General features: G+C 43.8%; 16 protein-coding genes and 3 pseudogenes. 12 read left to right on the top strand and 7 right to left on the bottom strand.

All coding sequences use genetic code 11. From position 1 onward, the window contains the following. Window positions 1–38 precede the first annotated feature (38 nt). Window positions 39–938, top strand: a complete 900-nt coding sequence (locus C1S74_RS18405) for an AraC family transcriptional regulator (RefSeq protein ID WP_045396648.1) — start codon at window positions 39–41, stop codon at window positions 936–938. A gap of 50 nt (window positions 939–988) precedes the next feature. Here C1S74_RS18405 and C1S74_RS18400 read toward each other — a convergent pair. Next, a pseudogene (locus C1S74_RS18400) lies at window positions 989–1,147 on the bottom strand (OsmC family protein); the annotation flags it as partial. Between C1S74_RS18400 and ohrR the strand changes: the two are divergent. From ohrR to ahpF, 3 genes and pseudogenes are all read left to right on the top strand, one after another. Then, window positions 1,129–1,555 (top strand): annotated as a pseudogene (ohrR, locus tag C1S74_RS18395) (transcriptional regulator OhrR). The pseudogenes C1S74_RS18400 and ohrR sit on opposite strands and share 19 nt — an antisense overlap. Before the next feature lie 305 nt (window positions 1,556–1,860). After that, window positions 1,861–2,418 (top strand): alkyl hydroperoxide reductase subunit C, encoded by a 558-nt coding sequence (gene ahpC, locus C1S74_RS18390; RefSeq protein ID WP_005374632.1) that lies wholly within the window; start codon window positions 1,861–1,863, stop codon window positions 2,416–2,418. A 170-nt stretch (window positions 2,419–2,588) separates the two neighbouring features. Next, a complete protein-coding gene (gene ahpF / locus C1S74_RS18385) occupies window positions 2,589–4,157 on the top strand; it encodes an alkyl hydroperoxide reductase subunit F (RefSeq protein ID WP_045396646.1) in 1,569 nt (522 codons plus the stop codon). Window positions 4,158–4,511: 354 nt separating this feature from the next. Here the strand turns inward: ahpF and uxuA are convergent, their stop codons facing one another. Further along, window positions 4,512–5,696, bottom strand: a complete 1,185-nt coding sequence (gene uxuA / locus C1S74_RS18380) for a mannonate dehydratase (protein ID WP_045396643.1) — start codon at window positions 5,694–5,696, stop codon at window positions 4,512–4,514. A gap of 64 nt (window positions 5,697–5,760) precedes the next feature. Then, window positions 5,761–7,533: a sodium:solute symporter family transporter gene (locus C1S74_RS18375; RefSeq protein WP_045396642.1), complete on the bottom strand. Its 1,773-nt coding sequence runs from the start codon at window positions 7,531–7,533 to the stop codon at window positions 5,761–5,763. A gap of 215 nt (window positions 7,534–7,748) precedes the next feature. On the opposite strand from C1S74_RS18375, the gene C1S74_RS18370 reads away from it, so the two are divergent. From C1S74_RS18370 to C1S74_RS18355, 3 genes are all read left to right on the top strand, one after another. After that, window positions 7,749–9,203 (top strand): mannitol dehydrogenase family protein, encoded by a 1,455-nt coding sequence (locus C1S74_RS18370; RefSeq protein WP_045396639.1) that lies wholly within the window; start codon window positions 7,749–7,751, stop codon window positions 9,201–9,203. Between the two features lie 15 nt (window positions 9,204–9,218). Then, window positions 9,219–10,304, top strand: coding sequence for a class I mannose-6-phosphate isomerase (locus tag C1S74_RS18365; RefSeq protein WP_045396636.1), 1,086 nt, complete (start codon window positions 9,219–9,221; stop codon window positions 10,302–10,304). Between the two features lie 310 nt (window positions 10,305–10,614). After that, window positions 10,615–11,247, top strand: coding sequence for an HAD family hydrolase (locus tag C1S74_RS18355; protein WP_045396633.1), 633 nt, complete (start codon window positions 10,615–10,617; stop codon window positions 11,245–11,247). Between the two features lie 100 nt (window positions 11,248–11,347). Here C1S74_RS18355 and C1S74_RS18350 read toward each other — a convergent pair whose 3' ends face one another. Continuing rightward, window positions 11,348–12,124, bottom strand: coding sequence for an FCD domain-containing protein (locus tag C1S74_RS18350; RefSeq protein WP_045396630.1), 777 nt, complete (start codon window positions 12,122–12,124; stop codon window positions 11,348–11,350). 171 nt (window positions 12,125–12,295) lie between these two features. After that, window positions 12,296–12,840: pseudogene (locus tag C1S74_RS18345) on the bottom strand (IS5 family transposase); the annotation flags it as partial. A gap of 138 nt (window positions 12,841–12,978) precedes the next feature. Here C1S74_RS18345 and C1S74_RS18340 point away from each other — a divergent pair. The 4 genes from C1S74_RS18340 (at window position 12,979) to C1S74_RS18325 (ending at window position 15,962) form a co-directional block, all read left to right on the top strand. Continuing rightward, a complete protein-coding gene (locus tag C1S74_RS18340; protein WP_045396629.1) occupies window positions 12,979–13,674 on the top strand; it encodes a VC0807 family protein in 696 nt (231 codons plus the stop codon). Window positions 13,675–13,830: 156 nt separating this feature from the next. After that, complete coding sequence (locus C1S74_RS18335) at window positions 13,831–14,235, top strand: helix-turn-helix transcriptional regulator (protein ID WP_045396627.1); 405 nt, start codon at window positions 13,831–13,833, stop codon at window positions 14,233–14,235. A 60-nt stretch (window positions 14,236–14,295) separates the two neighbouring features. Beyond that, complete coding sequence (locus C1S74_RS18330; RefSeq protein ID WP_045396626.1) at window positions 14,296–14,685, top strand: VOC family protein; 390 nt, start codon at window positions 14,296–14,298, stop codon at window positions 14,683–14,685. A gap of 191 nt (window positions 14,686–14,876) precedes the next feature. Further along, window positions 14,877–15,962, top strand: a complete 1,086-nt coding sequence (locus C1S74_RS18325) for a methyl-accepting chemotaxis protein (protein ID WP_045396623.1) — start codon at window positions 14,877–14,879, stop codon at window positions 15,960–15,962. Window positions 15,963–16,033: 71 nt separating this feature from the next. Here the strand turns inward: C1S74_RS18325 and C1S74_RS18320 are convergent, their stop codons facing one another. Continuing rightward, the gene (locus C1S74_RS18320) at window positions 16,034–16,960 is read right to left on the bottom strand and encodes a LysR substrate-binding domain-containing protein (protein WP_045396620.1); all 927 of its coding nucleotides are present in this window, start codon (window positions 16,958–16,960) and stop codon (window positions 16,034–16,036) included. Between the two features lie 114 nt (window positions 16,961–17,074). Between C1S74_RS18320 and C1S74_RS18315 the strand changes: the two genes are divergently transcribed. After that, complete coding sequence (locus tag C1S74_RS18315; protein WP_045396618.1) at window positions 17,075–18,388, top strand: 6-phospho-beta-glucosidase; 1,314 nt, start codon at window positions 17,075–17,077, stop codon at window positions 18,386–18,388. A gap of 83 nt (window positions 18,389–18,471) precedes the next feature. On the opposite strand, the gene C1S74_RS18310 is transcribed toward C1S74_RS18315, so the two are convergent. Beyond that, window positions 18,472–19,485 carry a zinc-dependent alcohol dehydrogenase family protein gene (locus tag C1S74_RS18310; RefSeq protein WP_045396615.1) on the bottom strand — a complete coding sequence of 338 codons (1,014 nt, stop codon included), beginning with the start codon at window positions 19,483–19,485 and terminating at the stop codon, window positions 18,472–18,474. Window positions 19,486–19,494: the final 9 nt, after the last annotated feature.

Below are 19,494 nucleotides of genomic sequence, written 5' to 3'. Positions count from 1 at the left end.
CAGAGAAAACAAGCTGAACAGAACAAGGAAATACCACGATGCGCGTCGATTACCACCAACGACTGGTTCCTGTGATTCGTTATTTAGAACAACACTTTAATGAACCACTCAACCTGCCAGAAGTGGCTGCGCTGGCAAACCTTTCCCCTTATCACTTTCATCGCACCTTCAAAGCCGTGCAAGGCGAGACATTGGCCGATTTCATTCGACGTTTACGTCTAGAAGCCGCCGCCGATGACTTATTCAAATCCAAGCAACCGGTATTGAACATTGCCCTAGAGTACGGATTTTCTAGCTCACAGAGCTTAGCCAAAGCCTTCAAACAACATTATGGCGTCACACCTACAGCCTTTCGTGACTGCGAAAACTACCAGCAGTTTTCTGAATTAGCACGAAACAGCAAGATTGGACACACGTTGCGCAAGAATGGAAACGAAGTAACACCAAGCGATTCATATACTGGCTCTGAACTCACCAAATGGAGCACGACAATGGAAACGCAAAACTTTGAAAAAGCAAAACTGGCTTACATTCGCGTAAACGGCCCTTACGGCCAAGGCTATGAAGAGCCATCAGGTCGCTTGTATCAATGGGCAGGAATGAAAGGTTTGGCGGGCAATACCTGCATCTTCATCTACCATGACAACCCGGAAATTACGCCAGACGAGAAGTGTCGTACTGACATCTGTCTAATGGTGCCAGAAGATACGGAAGTACCGAAAGGCATTGAGCTGCAGGACTTCCCCGGCGGTCAATATGCGGTGATGCGCCAGCACATTACCGACCCGAGCCAATACTCAAAAGCGTGGGATGATGTCATGAGCAAGGTGATTAAATCCGGTATTGAGAACGACGACCGTCCTTGCTTTGAGCTCTACCACAGCTTCGACCCACAAACGCACCATGCAGACGTTAGCTTCTGCACCGCCATCAAATAAACCAAAAGCCTGCATCGTTGCCTGTCTCTTGATCACAAGTCTAGTGATCAAGAGACAGGCGCACTTTTAAGGCTTACTTTACCTTCACGTGCTACGTGTAAAATAGCGTTAGAAAAACACGCCGAATAGCCCGCTGCAAAAAGCTGCTCTGGGTTAGTTGCTGCACCTGTGCCGCCCATTTCCTTCGAGTATGACAGCTCTAGATCGAGAAAACCAAGTTTGCTTCCCGCTGTATAGTGCAGCAAATGCGGTGATCCGAGCTTACCGTCCATTGTTGGACGAGCTTGATCTGACCTACTCACAATACTTAGTGATGATGGTGTTGTGGGAGAAAGACGGAGCCAGCGTTAAAGAATTGGGGTCACAACTTCATTTGGACTCAGGCACACTCACACCGCTGCTTAAACGCTTAGAAGCAAAAGGCTATGTGGATGGAGCGTGGTCGCAGTGAAACCGATGAACGCGTTCGTGTACTCAATCTAACAGAGCAAGGTCGTGATCTTAAAGAGCAAGCCAAATCAGTGCCAAACGCCATGATGTGCAAAATCACATTGGAGCTGGATGAAATGATCATGCTGAAGAAGTTGTGTGGCAAAGTGCTCGACAATCTGAGCTAACAAAATAGAAGCATTAGCTTCCCCACTTCCTATTAGAAAGAACCTGCCAAGATGCAGGCTCTTTTGATCTTATCCAGACGCTCCACTCAAGGTCATCATCGCTATTCTCTATTGCTAATCTGCCTTCATCTTCAATAAAACCTATCAAAGCAAACCCGCTTACATCGGATATGCCTATCAAGTGAAATAGGAAATGGCTATCAATAGGATAGTTACAAGCGATTTTCCTTAAACACACTCCGATGAGAATATACTTTCCGAAAGCAACAACAGCTCAGCTTAAAACATTCAAAGGAAAGTAAATTATGATTAATACTCAAATCAAACCATTTGCAGCTACAGCGTACAAAAACGGCGAATTCGTTGAAGTAACAGAACAAGACGTTCTAGGTAAATGGGCAGTATTCTTCTTCTACCCAGCAGACTTTACGTTTGTATGTCCAACAGAACTGGGCGACCTAGCAGACCACTACGAAGAGCTACAAAAACGTGGCGTAGAAGTTTACTCAGTATCAACTGACACACACTTCACTCACAAAGCATGGCACGACAGCTCAGACACAATCGGTAAGATTCAGTACTACATGCTTGGCGACCAAACAGGCAACATCACAAATAACTTCGGTGTGATGCGTGAAGGTCAAGGTCTTGCAGACCGTGCAACGTTCCTAATCGACCCAGAAGGTACTATCCAAGCAATGGAAATCACTGCTGAAGGTATCGGTCGTGACGCAGAAGACCTACTACGCAAAGTGAAAGCAGCTCAATACGTAGCAGCGCACCCAGGCGAAGTTTGCCCAGCTAAATGGAAAGAAGGTGAAGAGACACTAGCTCCATCACTAGACCTAGTTGGCAAAATCTAAGTCACTGAAATTTAAGTTCTAATCAGTTCCCGATTTCCTTTTTCTGATTAGAACTGAATTAGAGAGCACTTCAGGTTAGATACCTTGACGACCTTCTGCCTGATTTGCTCTCCCCCTCAGGTTTTATCTACAGTAACCACTTTTTAGTTTTAATTAAGGTAGTAACAACTATGTTAGACCAAGCGATCCAACAACAACTCAAACAATATCTGGCTAATGTAAAAGAAGAAGTTCGTTTAGTGGTTAGTCTAGATGAAAGCAAAGCATCGAATGATATTTTGTCTCTGGCGAACCAAATCGCCGAGATGAGCGACCTAATCACTGTTGAACGTGACGACAACGCAAGCGCACGTAAACCAGTGATGGCGGTAACTAACCCAGCAAAAGGCACAGCACTACGCTTTGCAGGCTTGCCAATGGGTCACGAATTTACCTCTCTAGTATTGGCACTGCTTCACTCTGGCGGTCACCCAATCAAACTAGAACCAGAAGTGATTGAGCAAATCGCAGCACTAGACAAAGAGCTAGACGTCGAAATCTTCATTTCACTGTCGTGCCAAAACTGTCCAGACGTGGTTCAAGCGTTCAACATGATGGCGGCGATCAACCCGAAAGTAAAAGCAACCATGATCGACGGTGGTTTGTTCCAAGATGAAGTGAAGAAGCGCGACATCATGGCCGTACCAAGCGTATTCGTGAACGGTGAGCTGTTCGGTCAAGGCCGTATGTCTCTGACTGAAATCCTAAACAAAGTCGATGACGGCGCGAGCGAGAAAGCCGCGAAAGCACTGAGCGAAAAAGACCCATACGATGTACTTGTTGTCGGCGGTGGTCCTGGTGGTAGCGCAGCTGCTCTATACGCTGCTCGTAAAGGTATTCGCACTGGCGTTGTTGCTAAACGCTTTGGTGGTCAGGTTATGGACACCATGGCAATTGAGAACTTCATTTCGGTAAAACGCACTGAAGGTCCAAAACTGGCAACTGACCTAGCAGAACACTTAAAAGAATACGACGTAGACGTCGTGACTGAGCAACAAGCTGAGAAGCTAATGGGCGCAGCACACACAGAAGACGGTTTGATTCACATCCAACTTGAAAGCGGCGCAACGCTGAAGAGTAAGAGTGTCATCCTAAGCCCTGGTGCACGCTGGCGTGAAATGAACGTTCCGGGTGAGCAAGAGTACCGCAACAAAGGCGTCGCGTACTGCCCACACTGTGACGGCCCACTGTTCAAAGGCAAGAAAACTGCGGTTATCGGTGGTGGTAACTCAGGCATCGAAGCCGCTATCGACCTTGCAGGTATCGTAGAACACGTAACGGTTCTTGAATTCGCAGACGTACTTCGCGCAGACCAAGTGCTTATCGACAAAGCGAACTCACTACCAAACGTAGACATCATCACGATGGCGCAAACAACAGAAGTAGTGGGCGACGGTACTCGCGTAACAAGCTTGAAGTACAAAGACCGCAACACAGATGAAATCAAAGAGATTGAACTGTCAGGTATCTTTGTTCAAATCGGTCTAGTACCAAACACAGAATGGCTAAAAGATTCAGAAGTAGCCCTATCTGAGCGCGGCGAGATTGAAGTCGGTAGCCGTGGCGATACTAGCCTAGAAGGTGTCTTCGCAGCCGGTGACGCTACAACCGTCCCTTATAAACAGATCATCATTGCGATGGGTGAAGGTGCAAAAGCAAGCTTAGGCGCATTTGATTACCTAATCCGTAAGCAAGGTTAATCTCCAATTTCTTGAGCACAAAGCGCACGGTGCTGTGTTTTCTTCCCCGGAAAACCAATCGGGGCACCGTGACAGCGATGAGTAACAAGAAATAAAAGCAAAAAACCTAGAAGCCCAAAGACTTTGCCAGCAGGTATTAACTGCTGGCTTTTTTAGGATAAATCTATAAGTGGCAATATTTCTTATGCTAACTAAAGTGCTAATTACTAGGGTCTGTTGACCTTTCGAGCTGATTTTATCTCGAACAAAATTTAACCGCGAAAGATCAACAGACCCTAATTAAACCAAAGAGTTATTTGAACAATACTTTCTGAGTTAAACTTAAAGAAAAACATGGTACTTCCCATTGCTGTATTACTGGTTAAAAAAGCTCTGTTTTAACGCATATTCAACACCGCGAATTTCCGCTAAGCCTTTGAGCCTACCAATACATGAATACCCCGGATTGGTTTTTTTATTCAGATCATCAATGATTTGGTGTCCGTGGTCCGGCCTCATTGGAATAAGGTCAAAATCCCCCTCGATACGTCGCCTATTTTCCTCTTTTAGTAAAGAAAAAATGACGCCGTACATATCAACATCACCGTCTAGGTGTGCGGCTTCATAAAAACTGTTCTGATCAGCTTCACGTTTAGTCGAACGCAAATGAGTGAAGTAAATCCGCTCGCCAAAAGTCTCAATCATTTTTACTAAGTCATTATCTCCACGAACACCGTACGATCCCGTACACATAGTTATCCCATTTATGGCACTTGGCACAGCTTCAGTTAGGAAAGCAATGTCTTCAATAGTAGAGACAATTCGTGGCAGACCTAAAATAGCACGTGGTGGATCATCTGGATGAATCGCTAACTTAACGCCATATTCTTCGCAAATAGGGGTAATTTCTTTCAGAAAAAACACTAGGTGTTCACGTAGTTTAGCTTTGTCAATTGCATCATATTTTGCTAACTGACATCTAAATTCATCCAGAGTGTAGCCTTCCTCAGCACCCGGGAGCCCCGCGATAATATTAGAAGTTAATTGTTCGACTTCCTTAATTGACATGGATTGAAATCGATCGTGTGCTTTTTCGATGTCTTCTTGGCTGTATTCGTTTTCTGCTTGTTCACGTTTTAATATACAAATATCAAACACAGCAAAATCTATATGATTAAAACGTAGTGCTTTTGAACCGTCAGGGAGAACATATTCCAAATCAGTCCGAGTCCAATCTAAAACTGGCATAAAGTTATAGCAAATGGTCTTGATTCCACACTTAGCTAAATTAATGATAGATTGTTTATAATTTTCAATACAAGCAAGGTAATTACCTGTTTGTGTTTTTATTTCTTCATGAACAGGAATACTTTCAACTACATCCCAAGTTAAATCATTACTCTCAATCATTTCTTTTCTATCGAGAATTTCATGTTCCTGCCATATATCACCATTTTCTTTGTAATGAAGCGCAGTAACAATACCTGTTGCACCGGCTTGTCGAATATCGCTCAGGGTCACAGGGTCATTAGGGCCATACCAACGCCATGTCTGTTTCATAGAATTCTCTCCAAAATAATTAACTCAATTAAGGTGGGCCAGGCACCGCACCCACCTTCAATAATCAAACAGTGCACTCTTTTAATTCAGCGTCTTTTAATTTACCTGCGCGTAGTAACAGCCAAGAGATGAATCCGACCATAAATGACATCAATACGAATAACATACGTCCCCATAACGGGTTGGGGATTAAGGTCAAAATCAACAGCGCTGCACTTGTCGCTAACAGAACTCGTCCTAACAACACATATTGCTGTCTATCAGCTTTGAAGCTTTCCGCTGTTTCTTCAACCACAACAGGAGTTGATACATCGTTGAAAAACTGGTTGATTTCCTCTGCACGCTCTCCTTGCGGCTCTTTGTAAAACAACTGAGTCAACAAGAAGAAACCACCAGTGATAATGATGTGAGCGGTAACCCCCATAGTGATGGATTTCATTTCCGCGAATTCACGTTTTGACAGTGGCTCTGCTAAGTTAAACAAACTTTCGATCATTGGCGCGCTCGTTGATGCAATCGCAGCGGATACACATGCACCGACAGCAATCGTTGCCCAACATGACCAATCAGGTGTCTTCTTGATAAAGAAGCATAATAACGATGGAATAAGTACAGGGAAGGCAACTAAGGTGCTCACCATCATGAGTGCGTCGAATAAACCAAAGTCTTTCAACTTACTCATAAATAAACCCGCAACAATGATCATTAAGCCGAAAACAATCGTCGCAACTTTACTTGCAAACAGAATCGACTTATCAGATTTATCTTTCGCAAAATAAGGTTCGTAAACGTTCTTAATAAAAATACCCGCATTTCGGTTCAGCGCTGAATCCATCGACGACATGGTTGCAGCAAACATCGCTGACATCATTAAACCAACCATACCAACTGGCATTTCATTTCGAACAAACACAAAATACGTTGCATTAGATATGTCTTTACCGAGTACATCTAGTCCCCAAGTGGACATGTCTGGGTAGTGACCACCCACATACCATGCAGGTAAGAACCAGATAAAAGGACCTAGCGCCATTAAACAACATGCTAAAACGGCAGCTTTACGTGCATTCTTAGTATCTTTAGCTGCAATGTAACGATAGGAATCAATCATGTTATTTGTACTAAAGAACTGTTTAATAAAGATACAAATAAACCAGCCCACAAATAAATATGCGTAACTATACCCTTCCCCAACAAAGCCTCGATCTGGTAAGCCCGCCTCCAAAATTGGCGTAACTCCACCAGCTTTGGAAATAGCGACGATGGTGGCAATGAATGTCACAACCGTGATGATAATCATCTGGATAAAATCTGAAGCAACAACCGCCCAGCTCCCACCAACTAATGACATAAACAACACAACGCCACCAGCCGAAATAATGGTTGTTTCAATCGGAATATTAAAGACGGCACTCGCAAAGATCGCCAAAGCGTTAAGCCACAATGACGCTTGCAATACGCTAGAGGGAACAGTAGCCCAAGTAACAACTTGTTCGCTCACTCGACCAAAGCGTAGTCGTATACCTTGAATAGGACTAATTACCCGCATTTGACGAGCTTTCGCGGCAAAAAAGAGATAGTTACAAAAATAACCAAGCGCATTAGCAAAAAAGATAACAACGATAGACACGCCAACGTCTAACGCCTTCCCCATTACGCCAGTAAATGTCATTGCACTCAATGCTTGGAGGAACGCTGTAGAGCCAACCATCCACCACAACATTTTACCTCCACCACGAAAGTACTCACTCGTCGAAGACGTGGCAGACCGAAACATCCACCCGACGATCATTAGGAATACGAAGTATCCTAAAACTATATATATATCAATATTCATTATTCTGCCTTTGTCCACGTAATGTTTAAAAAATTAGTTCATTTTTATTCTTCCTTATTAGACTGTCAGAATTGGCATACCAATTGGTTGACCAAAATCACAGAAATAAAACTTCTGGTATTAAAATATTTAAATAATACAAATGAGTGGTATGTTATAGACGAGAAAAGTTGATAACTATCTGTACAAAACACCTCAGGGCAAATGATGTCATTATGAGTAAAATCAATATAAAACCATGTATTACAAATAAACCTAAAATCATTCACATCGGTTTAGGCGCATTTCACCGTGCACACCAAGCTCTATATACCAGCGAGTTAATTGACAAAGAAAAAACACTCTGGTCGATTAGCTCTATTAATCTCTTCGGTTCTGTGGAATTGATCAAAGAGCTACGTCAACAAGATAACGTGTATGCGGTTCTGGAAAGAGGGTCAAACCGCGAACAAGTAAAAATATCCAAGTCAATTACACATTCTCTGCACCCTCTTTTAGATGGAAGAGAGAAAGTTTTAGAAACACTCGCAGATGTAAACACAGCCATAGTTTCTTTAACCATTACTGAAAAGGGTTATTGTATCGAACCAAGCTCCGGTACTCTCGATACCAACAATCCCCTAATACAAGACGATTTGAAATCTGCACAAAGCCCTAAGTCAGCCATCGGCTATATTGTCGAGGCCCTTAGGTTGAGAAAAGAACGTCAACGACCGCCATTTACTGTAATGTCATGTGACAACATTCAAAGTAACGGAGACGTCGCCCGCAAAGCCATCCTCGGATACGCCAAGCTAGTTGATTCTGAACTTTACGAATGGATTCAGGATCACGTAACTTTCCCAAATACGATGGTCGATAGGATCGTCCCAGCGGTTACACCTGAAACTTTAGCTTACATTGAAAGTAAATTAGGTTATGCAGACCATTGCGCCATTGCGTGCGAACCATTTCGTCAATGGGTAATAGAAGACAACTTCGTCAATGGACGACCAAACTGGAACGAAGTCGGTGCAGAATTTGTTGAAGACGTAATCCCATATGAGCAAATGAAGCTGAGAATGCTCAACGGAAGCCACTCATTTTTGTCCTATTTGGGTTATTTGAGTGGGTACAAATACATTTCAGAAGTCATTGATGATAAAGAGTTTCTTAAAGCGACCCTTGATTTCATGTTAGCGGAACAAGCGCCCACATTGAACTTACCAAGTGAGGTCAATATAGAGCAATACGCGAAGTTATTGATTGAACGTTTCTCTAATAACAAGTTGCAGCACGCCACCTCCCAAATTGCAACGGATGGAAGCCACAAGTTGCCACCAAGATTTTGCGAATCATTGATCTATAACCGAAGCAAGAGGATTCAGACGCATTGGCTAGAGTTGGGGATTGCAGCTTGGATGAATTACGTTATCGGCACTGATGATGATGGGAATTCGATAGAAGTTAACGACCCACTATCACCGATATTTGACAGTATCAAATCGGACTGTAAGAGCAGCAGAGATAGCGCCCTAGCTTTGATTAATCTTGAATGTATATTCAATGAGAGCATCACAAACGATACAGAACTGGTCAACAACATCATAGAAAAATTTATTAGCATCCAAGAGTCAGGAGCGAAAGCCACACTTTATAGAATGGCTAATAAAATAGACTTAAACCAATAACAACCCGAGAACTCCATGAAATACAAAGATAAATTAGTACAGTTTAAACAAAATAGAGTATGGCGTTCATATAAAGGCGGAAAAGTACTCGATGACATTGCCGGAAAAATACCAGCAAAAGATGCTCACTTTCCGGAAGATTGGATTGCATCGACAACAAAAGCGGTTAACCCTGGTCGAGAACATATTGAAGAAGGGGAATCCGTCGCCATACTAAGTGATCAGTGCATCCAGTTTTCAGAACTGATTGCTTTAGATCCTGAATACTTTTTGGGTCATGAGCACGTTGAAAAATTTGGCATAAATCCGATGGTTTTAGTCAAGTTCTTAGACTCGTCGATTCGACTACACTTCCAAGCTCACCCCACAAGAGAGTTCTCACAACAGTTTTTAAACTCAGATTCGGGGAAAGCCGAAGCCTACTACATTCTGAAAGTCAGAGAAGATATCAACAATCCTTATATTTATTTAGGCTTTCAGCACCCTCCCAAAAAAGAAGAATTCAAAAACATCATTATCAACCAAGATATCGCGACGCTCAAAAAATGCTTCGAAAAAGTTCCAGTCGAAGAGGGACAGTGTTATTTCATCCCTGGAGGCATGCCCCATGCGATTGGGGAAGGCATTATGATGATCGAAATCATGGAGCCTTCCGACTGGGCAGTACGTTTTGAATTTGAGCGTGGTGGTTATACCCTTCCAGAAGAAGCTCGTTTTATGAAGCGAGACCTCGACTTTTGCCTGGATGTTTTTGATTATTCTCAACAATCTATTGATGATGTTGTCGCTAAAAACAAAAAAACACCAATACCAATTGAAACCTATTCTGATGGCTCATCGAAATACATGCTAATCGATGCATCGACCACTGATCGCTATCGTGTTTGTCGAAGTAATATAACTAACCATATTTTCAAACAAGAGGAGGACTTTTACATTGGTATAGTCACACGAGGAGAATGTACGATAACGCTTGGTGATGAGCAGTTGACATTACGTCAATTCGACAAGTTTTTTTGTCCTGCTGGTGTCGACACAGTTGAGATAAAAACAGCAGGTGGTGTAGAGATCATTGAATGTTATCCCCCTCTCTCTGTTTAGGGCCTTTTGACCTTTCGAGCTGATTTTTGCAGCGAATTGTTGGGTGTTTATACAAGGCAGAGGCTTTGATGTGTAGTTAGCCTACATAAAAGTCGATAACGCAGTAGAAATGACCAACAAACGCTGCCCAAAGGGTTCGAGCTAGGCGCCCCCGCAAAAATCGTTTTATGCTTTGCTAAGGAGTATTTGCTTAGAATGACTAGGCGACACACTCCTTGCCTCACCTAAAACGATTTTGACTAGGCGTCCCCATCCGAACAGAATTTAACCACGAAAGATCAACAGGCCCTAGCAACAAAGGCATTAAGTAGTGAAAACTTACGACGCATATTTGTTCGACATGGATGGAACACTTGTCAAATCAGAACCATTGAAAGGAAAAGCGTTAGCCCTTGCGTGCCTCGATTTCGAGGTGAATATAGACTATTTTCTCTATAAAAAGGTGATGGGCAAGAGTTGGCATATCGTAACTGAGTATATCTTTCATCATACTGGTATTAACCCAAAACTTACCGAATTTAATCTCAGTTTCAAAAAACACTATGAGCGTTTGTTAAATGAGCAACTCGACGTTAACTTGGGTGTACGACGGTATTTGGCATACCTACACCAAAACGGAAATAAATGCGCGCTCGTCACTTCCTCAAAATATTGGGCTGTTGAATTGATTTTAAATAGATTACAACTTCAGCACTTCTTTGAGGTAATTGTGACTCAAGAGAATGTTCAGCGTCACAAACCAGATCCTGAAGCGTATTTATTCGCATTGTCCAGACTTGGTGTCTCCGCAACTAATGCAATCATCTTTGAAGATTCCCACGCCGGTGTATTAGCGGCTACAGCGAGTGGTTGTGATGTAGTTGGTTTCCGGCATGATTTTAACCATAACAATAATTTTAGTTCTGTGAAGAAAGTGATCACTGACTTTTCAGAAATGATTTAATCGGCCACTAATACCAACACCAGCTATTTAATTGTATTAACAGAAAGGATGTAGATGTAACCAAGCACAACATCCTTTTTGTTATTTTAATGCGCTTTGGTTATTTTTCTTGAGACACTAAATTCGCAGGAATAGAGTCAAACAAATAACCATCAAACTGCGGATCATTAAAGTCAGACAACTCGAGTAATCTCACTTTCACATGTTCTAAGTGTTGCCACATCGCGTGCTTCGCTGCACGTGGATCTTTTCGCTTCATGGCAAGCAATATCTGCGCATGGTCATCAAGCCACTCTTTGCAATAGTCTTTGTTTTCAATGTGACAATGGAGCTTTTTCCACATAGGGCTGGACTCTCTTCGTTCCCACAATTGCTTAAGCATATCAACGAGAAGAGAATTTTGTGTGGCTTCCGCAATACACAAATGAAAAAGTCTATCACCAGTTGGATCTAGGCTACCTTCACTTTCGATCTCATTTTTCTCAATTTCGAGCGCTTCACGCATTCTCTCTATATCAGACGGTGTGGCTTGCACTGCAGCAAACTCAGCAATAGTACTTTCCAATAACTGTCTTGCTTGCAGCATTTCGAAAGGACCGATATCTTCTTGTCGGACAAAGCTTGAATCTGCCTGGCTGTTCTTGTCTTGCGGCAAGTTGATAACATAAACGCCTGAACCTTTTTTCACTTCAACTAAGTTTTCCAGTTCGAGCATGATGATCGCTTCTCGCACAACCGTCCTACCAACATTTAAACGCTCTGCAATATCGCGTTCAGGAGGTAAACGACTGCCGATTGTATACAATCCATCCGAGAGTTCTTTTCTTAAAATTAATCCTATCGTTTGATAAGAGCGTTTGGGTTCAAAGTTTATCATCAGCAATTGGTTTAACTAATCGGAAGTTATCGAATATTGGATTTATTGTATTCTGTAACCTAAGGAAATTCGAGAGAAAATATAAAGAGAGCACTAAGGGACTTTGTTGTACAGCGGCTTTGATGCTTAATTCAGAGAGAAGATATGCCTGCGCCATTATTGCCTAATTTTTTAAACGACACACTGAGTTTCAGGCATACCTAGTCCCGTAAGCTTGTTCAGCGCTTTAATCATTGCGTAAGTCTCACCAACCTGAGCGTTGTAATTTCTTAGGCTTAACTTTACGCCTAACAATTGCTTCACTCGATACATTACTGTCTCTGATAGCGAACGTTTATGATAGCCATATCGCTTTTCCCACTTCTTGTTGGAGCCGTAGAGCTTCTGACAGCCTACCGCTAAATTGCGAGGTGTCCTTGCTCCCAACAAGCTGCCCCTTCTCGTGGCGGGATGAGCGGAACCGCTCGCTTGATTCGTATTGCATCATGACATTGCCTTGTGTCATAAGCTCCGTCGCCTGATATTTCAATAATTTCACGACGTGTCTGCCCAAGCAAGTTGGGGAGCACTTCGGCATCGGTTACGTTAGATAAACTCAGCTCTGCTGCGACTATTGCGTGGGTGCTTGTATCTACTGCGATATGCAGCTTACGCCAGACTCTGCGCTTCCCGTCAGTACCATGTTTCTTGACCTTCCATTCACCTTCGCCATAAACCATGTGAGTCTGTACTTTTTCGGTGTTTATTTCATAAGTCGTTACACAACTCGAGGCTTTAACGCTTTACATCTGGCGCAAGGAGTAGAACACTTCCCCCAAAGTAAATTCAGCCGAAATAATAGAGTCAGTAAAATTATGAGTAACACCACGGCGAAAAAGTCGAATCCATTATTCGAAATCCTGTTTAACGTCATCATCCCTTCATTTATTTTGATGAAGTTCAGTGGTGAAGAGCACCTAGGCACAGCAATGGCGCTGGTTGTCGCGTTGCTGTTCCCAGTGATTTACGGCAGCATGGATCTTATCCGCAACAAGAAATTCAACTTCATTTCTGCACTTGGTTTTATCAGCGTGCTATTAACCGGTGGTATTGGCTTATTAGAGCTAGACACGCGTTGGTTAGCGCTAAAAGAAGCGTTGATCCCAGGTTTGATTGGTCTTGCAGTATTAGGCTCAACTTTTACGCGTTACCCACTCATGCAGAAAATGCTGTTGAATGACACAATTTTGAATCTGCCGCTTATCCACGAGCGTTTAGAACAGAATGGGAAAACTCAAGCATTTGAGCGCTGCTTAATGTCATCGAACTACCTGTTCGCGAGTACATTCGCGTTCTCATCGGCGATGAACTACTTCTTAGCAACGTGGATTGTCACCAGTCCAGCCGGTACAGCCGCATTTAATGAAGAACTAGGCAAGCTAACCCTTTACAGCTACCCGATGATTGCTATCCCGAGTATGTTGATGATGTTTGGTATTTTCTACTACATCTGGCGTCAAGTTCGCGCGATGACCTCGCTAGAAACCGAGCAGATTTTCCACACTAAGTAATACTCACTCAGCAGTAATAAGATAAAAAGAACCCCGATAATTGGCGACCAGTTATCGGGGTTTTGTTATTTAGAATGAGTGAGATATTTGTACATGTACTCGTCATTCATAATTCGGTGTTAGACTCAATTCAATGCTCTCAACCATGGATAGCCGATGCCTCCTCACCCAAAGACATTCTACGAACTAGAAATTGATCGCGCATACAGTGAGGCTGCACTGAGCCCTAAGCAGTACCTTCTCATCAGACAATCCAAAGCCTTCATGGAAAAACATCATTCTGAAAATATCGAGTTAAACGATTTAGCCAAGGCCGCGTTTATGTCTCGCTTTCACTATGTACGGATTTTCAAGCAAATGTATGGCATCACACCCAGAAGCTATTTGCGAGACATGCGGATATCAAAAGCGAAAGCACTATTGCGTGAAGGTCGCTCCATCACCGACACCTGTTTTGCAGTGGGTTATGAAAGCTTAACGACCTTCTCCAGTGTTTTTAGAAAATGTACCGGCTACTCACCAAAAGCGTTTCAAAAACTGCATAAAAGCAATCGGGAATAAGTTTTCTATGGCGCGTTTCGCTATCTTTTACGTATTCCAAAACACAAAAGGCATATACCAGTGATCAGAATATCTCTTACTAGTGTTCCTGTTGATAATCAGGACAAAGCGCTCGATTTCTACACGAATGTTCTGGGTTTCATCAAAAAAGCGGAAGTCCCTATTGGGGAGCATAAATGGTTAACGGTGGTCTCTCCACTTGAGCAATCCGGTGTTGAATTGTTGCTTGAGCCGATGACTTTTGGGCCAGCAAAAGTGTACCAAACAGCACTCAAAGAGGCAGGCATCCCTTGGACTTCTTTCGCAGTCGATGACTTGCAAAAAGAATTCAAGAAACTTTCTGAACTCGGTGTTCATTTTTCGATAGAACCAAGAGAAGCTGGCCCTGTGATGATTGCGGTACTCGACGATACTTGTGGAAACTACATACAACTCATGCAAGAGCTATAACGCATTCATCACACGCTATTTCACCTAGAAGAAGCCAAGTTCAACATCGTTTAACCTTGGCTTCTCTTATTCAAATAAACCTTACTCAAAAAGTGTGATTCGACTAAGCAAATATATGAATGTAATCGTGTATTCGATACTCAACTCGATTAGCATGCAATTTTTAACATTATGTTACATTTATAAAACCTATGTTTGGATTAAAACGAATCAAAGCAGAAAATGAGGCGCTAAAGCAAGAGTTAGCAGACCTTAAGCAGAAGTATCAAACCGACGTTGCCGTTCTAGAAAATCAGCTCCAAGAAACTCAACAACTTGTGGGCTCTGCACAACAAAATCACCACAACAGTGATGAGTTGATGTCGAGCAGTCTGAAAGGTGGAGATATGCTCCAAACCATTCGAACAGAGATGGTCGAAAGTGCTCAGTCCATGGCGCATGAAAACCAAGAACTGCAACAACTTGATGAAATGTTTGAGCAAACGCATCAAGCATTAGCACGTCTTGATAACCGAGCCGTTAAGATAAGCACACAAGCGTCTCAGAGCATTGAATCGGTTCAAATATTAGATAACACTGCCACTTCTATTTCCCACCTTGTATCTACTATTCAAGAGATTTCCGATCAAACTAACTTACTGGCACTGAATGCAGCAATTGAAGCTGCACGTGCAGGCGAAGCAGGGCGTGGGTTTGCCGTGGTTGCCGACGAGGTAAGAAACCTTGCCGGCAAAGCAAGTGAAGCCAGTGAGCAGATTGATTCCCTCGTGAACCAAGTGCTGACTCAAGTAAGCGCGATTAAAAACTCGATTGATGAGAACCAAACCTGTGCAGAGGAAGTCTCGGCATCTTCGGCACAAATTGGCTCTATCGTGAACGAAGTGGTCGTGAAGTCGGAACACATGCAGCAAGTGATTCATATCGCTTCGACTCGCGCTTTCTTAGATACGGTGAAGCTTGATCACGCGATCTGGAAGAACAACATCTACCGCTTACTACAAAAAGGCGCATTCAGTGAAACCGTCAATAGCCATTCAGAGTGCCGCTTAGGTCAGTGGTACTACCGTGGTGATGGTAAGGCTTACAGCCACCTAAGAAGCTATGCGTTACTTGAAGAACCACATAAAGGCGTACATGACAGCGGACGTGAAGCAATGAGCCAAGCCAAATCTGGCAACATGGCAGGCATGGTCGCAGCAATTAACGCCATGGAAGACGCGAGTGAACAAGTGGTGGTTCAAATCGACCGCTTAATGGATGAGATTATCGCGAGTTAAAAGCGATACCGGTTAGTCCTCCCTTCATATCGGATGAGGGAGGACGTTTTACTCATACGTTCAATTAGCCCTTATTCACGCTTTGGCAACAGCGTCTCTAACCACTCAATAAATGCCGCGTTTTTTGGTCTGTGTTGCTGCCCATTCAGGCAGATCAAATCATAGCCTCTCTCTGCACTGACGCGCTCAAAAGGTGCCACTAGCTCACCGTTTTCTAGACTGTTTTTCACCAAAGACTCGCGAGCGATCCCCAACCCCATTCCGTTCTTAGCCGCCGTCATTGCCATATCAGCGTGGTTAAACAAATAGGTTCTGTCCATCACGTTAAGCGTATTCAGCAGCGGGTTGGATTGTTTGGTTAGCCACATCGCCCACTCTTGGTTTGGCTCACTCGCCTCTAATGATTCAGAGCAATGAATAAAAGTCACGCCAGCCAACTGCTCAAGCAACGGCGCTTGATCTGAAAAATGGTCGTTAAAGTATTTCGGGCTACAAACAGGCAGCAGTACTTCATCGAACAAACGTTGATGGTAGAAACCCGGATGCTCGCTATTGCTGTAGTAAATCGCGATATCGACGGGCTCATGCTGAAAGTCCAAACGGCTCGCTTTCACCCTCAGTTTAATATTGAGATGCGGATACAAGCGTTGAAAATCTGGCAACCTTGGCAAAAGCCAACTCTGGGCGAACGTCGGTGCAGCACCAATGTACAACTCACCGCGCAGTTCATTGAACTTGATGTCTTCGAGTTCAGAGAAAATTACCTCGAACGATTGGTTTAACGCATGCAGTAATCGCTCACCTTCTTTGGTCAGTTCTAATCGTCTCGTCATGCGCACAAACAAACTGAAACCCAGTTGCTCTTCTAACGATTTAATTCGCTGGCTCACCGCCCCTTGGGTGATAAAGAGCTCTTCCGCTGCTTTGGTAAAGCTAAGAAACTTACCTGCAATCGCAAAAGTGTACATATTGGAGAGCATCTGCTGTTTTCTGTCCATCACTCGACTTCCTATAAATTAGCTGCACTAATCCATAGCAAGATTTGTTTGGTTTGTGAAGCCAATCAGGATGCTTTTTAATCACATTGTCTTATCCATAACGAGAACATCACGATGAAAAAGAATCTTAAAATTACCATTATTGGCGCAGGCTCTAGCTACACACCAGAGCTGATCGAAGGTCTGATCAAACGCAATCATGAACTGCCAATCGGCGAGCTGTGGTTGGTCGATATTGAAGATGGTGCAGAGAAAGTCAGCATCATTGGCGATTTAACACGTCGTATGTTGGCTAAAAACGACATGTCGCATATTGATGTGCACGTAACCTTGGATCGCAAACCCGCTTTGAAAAACGCAGACTTTGTGTGCTCTCAATTTCGCGCTGGCTGTTTGGAAGGCCGAATCCGTGATGAACGCATCTCGCTGAAGTACGGCATGATCGGTCAGGAGACCAATGGGTTAGGCGGTTTTGCCAATGCCTGCCGCACCATCCCTATCGCGCTGGAAATCTGTAAAGAGATGGAAGTGTTGTGTCCAGATGCTTGGTTGCTAAACTTTACCAACCCATCAGGCATGGTGACAGAAGCGATTCTCAAACACACCAAAGTGAAAGCGGTCGGTTTATGTAACGTGCCAGTGATCATGCAAAAAGGCATCGCCCAAATGCTAGGTGCTAACGAGCAAGAGTTTGTACTGCAAGTTGCGGGTTTGAACCACTTTATCTGGGCACGCCAGATCCTGCACGAAGGTCGCGACAAACTGCAAGAAGTGGTAGAAGAGATCCTATCTGGCAACGATCCTCTGGTGCCGCAAAACATTCCTCCATTCGACTGGCCACAAGAGCTGCTGCGTAATATGGGTATGATCCCGTGTGCTTACCTGCGCTATTACTACACCAGCGAAGACATCATGGGCCAAGAGATTGAAGAAGCGAACGACGAAGGTACACGCGGTGAAGTGGTTAAAGCCATGGAGAAGCGCCTATTCGATATCTACCGCAATCCAGAGCTAAACGAGAAACCAAAAGAGCTCGAAAAGCGTGGCGGTCAATACTATTCAGAAGCCGCCTGTGAACTAATGAGCTCTATCTACAACGATAAGCGCACCATCATGCACGTGAACACTCGTAACAACGGTGCCATTGCAGGTTTACCCGACGATTGCGCAGTGGAAGTCAGCTGCATGATCACAAAATCGGGACCAGTGGCTCTAAACGTCGCACCATTCCCAAGCGATACGCTGCGCTTGATTCAATTGATGAAAGACTTTGAATCACTCACGGTAGAAGCTGCTGTCACAGGCGACCGCAATGCAGCGCATCGAGCATTGATTTTGAACCCGTTAGTGACCACCGGAACGATTCTAGAAAAGGCTCTAGAAGAGACGATTGAAGCCAACCTCGACTACATGCCGCAGTTCCGTTAATCCTAACGAAAACGAAAAAGGGATGGTGAATACCATCCTTTTTTTATTCTTCAATTTACCCAGCAATCTCTACTTGAATATCGTCACTGCATTGTCAGAATGATTTTGCCTTGTAACGTAACCGACTCATCTTCTATCAGCTCGAATGCGCGCTTGAACTGTTCTAACGGAAGGCAGCGATCCACATCAAGTTGTATTTGGTGCTCCATAAAGTGTTCTAGCATCTCAGCAAAGACTTGTTTTCGAACGGTCTTACCAACCAACTCTTCCCAATAGCGCAAAAAGAACGTGCAGAAATCGATATTGTTCTGCTTCATACAAGCAAAAAAATCAGGGTCATAAGGCATGAGTGAAAGCGTTCCGTAATTGATGTATGTTCCAGAATTATGCAGAACTTGGATAAGTTCTGTTCCCACTTTGCCGCCAATAGCATCGAACGCGACATTCGGTTGAGGTAACTCTCGGGCATCGATTTGAGATTGCAGATCTTGCTTACTATCTAGCACTGCAATGGAGTCGTATGGATAACGCTCTGGCGCGGAGCTTATCGGAATCAAAGTAAATCCACGCGAGTGCGACAACTGAGCGAAGATCTTACCAATCGCAGAATTGCCCGCGTTGATGATCACCACGTCCTCTTTGCCCAACTTGGCAACGTGAGTGGTGATCACCCAAGCCGTCAGGGCATTGATATACAACTGGCAAGCGTAGCCATTCTCAAGTTCTTCCGGCACCACAAAGACATTCTCCGCAGGCACATCAACATAGCTTTGCCAAGTCCCGCTTTGTGCCACCAGCACCTTCTGCCCAATGTGAAATTCGGTTTGATACGGATCGTTTATCTCAACCACACGCCCAACCGCTTCAAAGCCGGGGACTCGCGGCGGTACATGGGTACGACGATACTGCCCTACCCCCTGAATCGACAATCGGTCACTTGGGTTAATATTTGTGGCTTCGATTTGCACTCGCACTTTACCTAAAGCGAGTGGCTCTAGCTCAACATGCTCCAACACTAACGATGCACTTGGCGAACCAAAGCTCAGTTGATTAACGCGAGTGTTTGTCTTGGTCGAGTTGGACTTAGTTAAGCTCATCTTGATACC

Source organism: Vibrio hyugaensis, from assembly GCF_002906655.1.
Lineage (GTDB): Bacteria > Pseudomonadota > Gammaproteobacteria > Enterobacterales > Vibrionaceae > Vibrio > Vibrio hyugaensis.
Note: the sequence above shows the minus strand (reverse complement) of the source record. Positions and strands in the feature narration are given on the sequence as shown.